General features: G+C 73.2%; 4 protein-coding genes. All 4 read right to left on the reverse strand.

The window, feature by feature from the left end; translation table 11 throughout:
• Positions 1–154 precede the first annotated feature (154 nt).
• Positions 155–1510: an LLM class flavin-dependent oxidoreductase gene (locus DQW06_RS07230; RefSeq protein ID WP_117198183.1), complete on the reverse strand. Its 1356-nt coding sequence runs from the start codon at positions 1508–1510 to the stop codon at positions 155–157.
• 81 nt (positions 1511–1591) lie between these two features.
• The gene (locus DQW06_RS07235; protein WP_071621124.1) at positions 1592–2455 is read right to left on the reverse strand and encodes an ABC transporter permease; all 864 of its coding nucleotides are present in this window, start codon (positions 2453–2455) and stop codon (positions 1592–1594) included.
• On the reverse strand, positions 2448–3284 hold the full coding sequence (locus tag DQW06_RS07240) for an ABC transporter ATP-binding protein (protein ID WP_013155926.1): 837 nt from the start codon (positions 3282–3284) through the stop codon (positions 2448–2450). The genes DQW06_RS07235 and DQW06_RS07240 overlap by 8 nt, the downstream gene beginning before the upstream one ends.
• The coding region (locus tag DQW06_RS07245; RefSeq protein WP_370449064.1) for an ABC transporter substrate-binding protein at positions 3281–4438 on the reverse strand (1158 nt) is incomplete at its 5' end. The genes DQW06_RS07240 and DQW06_RS07245, both read right to left, overlap by 4 nt.

The raw sequence follows: 4438 nt of genomic DNA on the forward strand, positions 1-4438 counted from the left end.
CCTCCCCTGCCCCGGGGCGGCGGCTCCGCGATTCCACCGCCCCGTGTCGAGGGTCCTTCCCTTCAATCCACTTTGCCAACCGAAAAAGTATGGAATAACCGCGGCGGCAGGGGCCGCCAAGGGCGCCGACGCCGCGGTCCCGTCCGCGGCCGCCTCAGACCGCGCCGGAGACCTCCGGTACCGGCACGGCTTCGGCGTACTGGCTGGGAGGACGGGGCAGACCGTAGTGGTCGCGCAGGGTCGTCCCCTCGTACTCCTCCCGGAAGAGGCCGCGCTCCCGGAGGATCGGCACCACCTGGTCGACGAAGTCCTCCAGGCCGCCGGGGAGGTGGGGCGGCATGACGTTGAACCCGTCGGCGGCCCCGGCCTCGAACCAGCCCTGGATCTCGTCCGCCACCTGCTCGGGCGTGCCCGCGAAGGTCCGGTGGCCGCGCCCGCCGCCCAGGCGCCCGATCAGCTCCCCCACGGTCAGCGACTCGCGCGCCGCCAGGTCCGCGACCAGGGTGTACCGGCTCTTGTTGCCGCGGATGCCGTCCTCGCCGGGCAGCGGGGGCAGGGGGGCGTCCAGCGGGTGCCCGGTCAGGTCCACCCCCAGCATCTGGGAGAGCTGGCGCAGGGCGTAGTCCGGGGAGATGAGCCCGGTGAACTCCGCCTCCAGCTCCTTGGCCGCGGCCTCCGTCGGCGCGATGAACGGCACGATCCCGGGCAGGACCTTCAACTCCTGCGGGGCGCGTCCGAAACGCGCCAACCGCCCCTTGAGGTCGCGGTAGAAGTCCACCCCCTCCCGGAGGGTCTGCTGCGCGGTGAACACCGCCTCGGCGTAGCGCGCGGCGAACTCCCTGCCGTCCTCGGAGGACCCCGCCTGCACCAGCACCGGACGGCCCTGCGGCGGGCGGGGGGAGTTCAGCGGCCCGCGCACCCGGAACCGCTCGCCCTCGTGGTCGATGGCGTGGACGCGGTCGGGGTCGGCGAACACCCCCTCCTCGGCGTCGAGTCGCAGGGCGCCGTCCTCCCAGCTGTCCCACAGCTTGACGACGACGTCGGTGAACTCCGCCGCACGCGCGTAGCGGTCGGCGTGCTCGGGCACCTGGTCCAGTCCGAAGTTGGCCGCCTCGTCCTCGCGGCCGGAGGTGACGATGTTCCATCCGGCGCGTCCGCCGCTGATGTGGTCCAGCGAGGCGAAGGCCCTGGCCAGCAGGTAGGGCGGGTAGTAGCCGGTGGGGGCGGTGGCGATCAGCCCCACCCGCTCGGTCACCGCGGCCATCGCGCTGAGCAGGGTGATGGGCTCGAAGACGGCGAGGGTGTTGCGCTCGACCCGGTGGCCCACGGCCAGGCCGTCGGCGAAGAACACCGAGTCCAGCCGTCCGCGTTCGGCGACACGCGCCAGGTTCTGGAAGTGCGCCACGTCCAGCACCCCGTCCTGCCGCGTGCGCGGGTGCCGCCAGGCCGCCTCGTGGTGCCCCACCCCCATGAGGAAGGCGTTGAGGTGGAGCCGTCGTCCGTCGGTCATCTGCGTGGTCCTTCGCTGTCGTGGGTCGTCGGCCAGCGGCCAGCGGTCGGCGGTTCCGGTCACCGCCTCCGGGGCACGCGGTCACCGCTCGGTCGTGCGCCAGCGGGAGAAGCGCCGTTCGAGCGCGACGAGGACGCCGTTGAGGGCCACCCCCACCACGGCGATGGCCAGGATTCCCGCGTACATGTCGTGGATGAGGAAGTTGAGCTGTGCGGCGTTGACGAGGTAGCCCAGGCCCGACTGGGAGCCGACCATCTCCGCGGCGATGAGCACGAGGATCGAGGAGGCCCCGGCCATGCGCACGCCGGTGAAGATCGACGGGACCGAGGCGGGCAGCACCACCTTGCGGAACAGCGCGAGCGGCCCGAACCCCAGGGAGGCCGCCGACTTGACGAGCAGGGGGTCGACGGTCCGGACCCCGGTGATGGTGTTGAGCAGGACCGGGAAGGCGCACGCGTAGACCACCAGGGAGACCTTGGACGCCTCGCCGATCCCCAGGACGAGCACGAACACCGGCAGCAGGGCCAGGGCCGCGGTGTTGCGGAACAGCTCCAGGATCGGCGTGAGGAAGTCCGACACCGGCCGGTACCAGGCGATGAGGACGCCCAGCGGCACGGCGGCGGCCACGGCGACGAGGAAGCCGCTCAGGGCGCGGGCGAGGCTGGCGGACACGTGGTTCCACAGCTGTCCGCTCAGGGCCAGGTCCCGCGTCGCGGCCAGGACCTCGGTCAGCGGGGGCAGGAACACCCGGTCGAGGAGGCCGACCCTCGGCGCCACCTCCCACAGCAGGAGGAAGGCCGCGATGACGGCCGAGCGCTTGAAGCAGAGCCAGGCCAGCCGGAGCGCGGCCGTGAGCGCGGGGGGAGGTCCGCCCGTGCCCGGCGCCGCCGGGGAGGAGGCGTCGGAGGGGGCGGTGCCCGCCGAGCGGGTCAGCGTGTCAGCCATGGTCGGTTCCCCTCCCGGTGAGCGCGCGCTCGGTCCGCCGGGCCTGGGCCACCTCGTCGTGGAGTTCCCGCCACACCCGGTGCCGGTAGTGCGCGAACGCGGGGTCCGAGCGCAGGTCGCCGCCCGCGCTCCGGTCGAGGTCGATGTCGATGACGCTCTTGATCCGGCCCGGGCGCGAGGTCATCACCGCGACCCGCTGTCCCAGGTAGACCGCCTCGTCGATGCCGTGCGTGATGAACAGGACCGTCTTGCCGGTGCGCTCCCACACGGACAGCAGCTCCTCCTGGAGGGACTCGCGCGTCTGGGCGTCCAGGGCCGCGAACGGCTCGTCCATGAGCAGGACCTCGGGGTCGAAGGCCAGGCTCCGGGCGATGGCCACGCGCTGCTTCATACCGCCGGACAGCTCGTGGGGGTAGCGGTCCTCGAACCCCTCCAGGCCGACCAGCGACAGGTACTCGCGCGCGCGGTCGGCCCGGGTGCGTCGGGGCAGGCCCTTGGCCTCCAGCCCGAACTCGACGTTGCCCTGCGCGGTGCGCCAGGGCAGCAGCGCGTACTGCTGGAAGACCAGGCCCCGGTCCAGGCCCGGTCCCCTGACCGGGGCGCCGTTGAGCAGGATCTCGCCGGAGGCGGGCCGGGTGAGCCCGCCGACCAGGTCGAGCAGGGTGGACTTGCCGCAGCCGCTGGGCCCGACCAGGGTGAGGAACTCGCCCGAGGCGATGTCCAGGGTGACGTCGTCGATCGCGGTCAGCGTGGCGGACCGGCCGCGTGCGGTGAAGGTCTGCCGCACCCCGTTCAGGCGGAGCTTGACGGGTGCTGTGGCGGTGCTCATCGGTTCCCCCCGTCCCCGGCCGCGCGCCGTGTGTCGTCCGCTCCCCCGGAGGCGCCGTCCCCGGGAGCACCGCCCTCCGCGAGGGGTCGGCCGTCGGGGCCGGAGTCCTCGGGGTAGGTCCCGTTGGCGTAGGGGTTGTAGTCGTTGGTGAACAGCTCCTCGGCCTCGACCGCCCCCTCGTCGAGTTCGCCGTTGCGGACCAGCCAGTCGATCCAGGTCCGGAACTCGTCCGGGGCGATGACGCCGCCGGGTCCGGCGACGCCGGTGCTGCGCCAGTACCGGACGGCCTCGGCGCTCTCGTTGCGGCCACGCCGCCCGATGATGTCGGTGTAGCGGTCCACCACCTCCTCGCGCGGGGTGGTCTGCGTCCACCGGATCGCGCGGGCGACCCCGCCGACGAAGGCCTGGACGGTGTCCTCGTGTGCCTCGATGAAGTCGTCGCGCAGCACGAGGGAGCCGTAGCTGAAGGCGCCGTACAGGCCGTGGTCGGTGAACAGGGGCCGGATGCCGCCGCGCTCCAGGGCGACCTCGCGCAGCAGGTCGCCGAGCGTGGCGACCTCCACCTGCCCGTTGCGCAGGGTCTGCTCGGCGTTGACCGGCGGGACCACCGTCAGCTCCACCCGGGCGATCTCCTCGTTGGTCAGCCCCTCCCTGGCCAGCCACTCGCGGACCACGAACTCGTGGTGGGCGCCCAGGGTGTTCATGGAGACCCGCTTGCCGACGAGGTCGCGGGCCCCGGTGATGTCGCTGTCCTCCAGGACGTAGTAGCCGTTGTGGGTCTCCTCGTCCGCCCCGTAGTAGGCCAGGACGGCGGTGACGGGCGCCCCGGCGGCGGCCAGCTTGGCGATCGCCCCGTTGAAGGCGCCGCCCACGTCGGTGCTGCCGGTGGCCGCGGCCTGGATGTCCTGGGGGCCGCTGGTGGTGTCGCCGATCCACTCCAGCCCGATGCCGTCCAGGTAGCCCAGGTCCTCGGCGAGTTCGGGCAGGAGGACGTCTCCGGTCCAGCCCTGGTAGCGGATCACGGGGGAGGCTCCGGCCGCGCCGCTCCCCGGGGGTCCGCAGGCGGAGAGCAGGGGGAGGGCGGCCCCGGCGGCCGCGGTGTGGCGCAGGATGTCGCGTCGGGTGTGCATGTGTTGGCTCCGGAGGGCGGCCGG

Origin of the sequence: Nocardiopsis sp. TNDT3, from assembly GCF_003427465.1 — a bacterium.
GTDB classification, from domain to species: Bacteria; Actinomycetota; Actinomycetes; order Streptosporangiales; family Streptosporangiaceae; genus Nocardiopsis; species Nocardiopsis dassonvillei.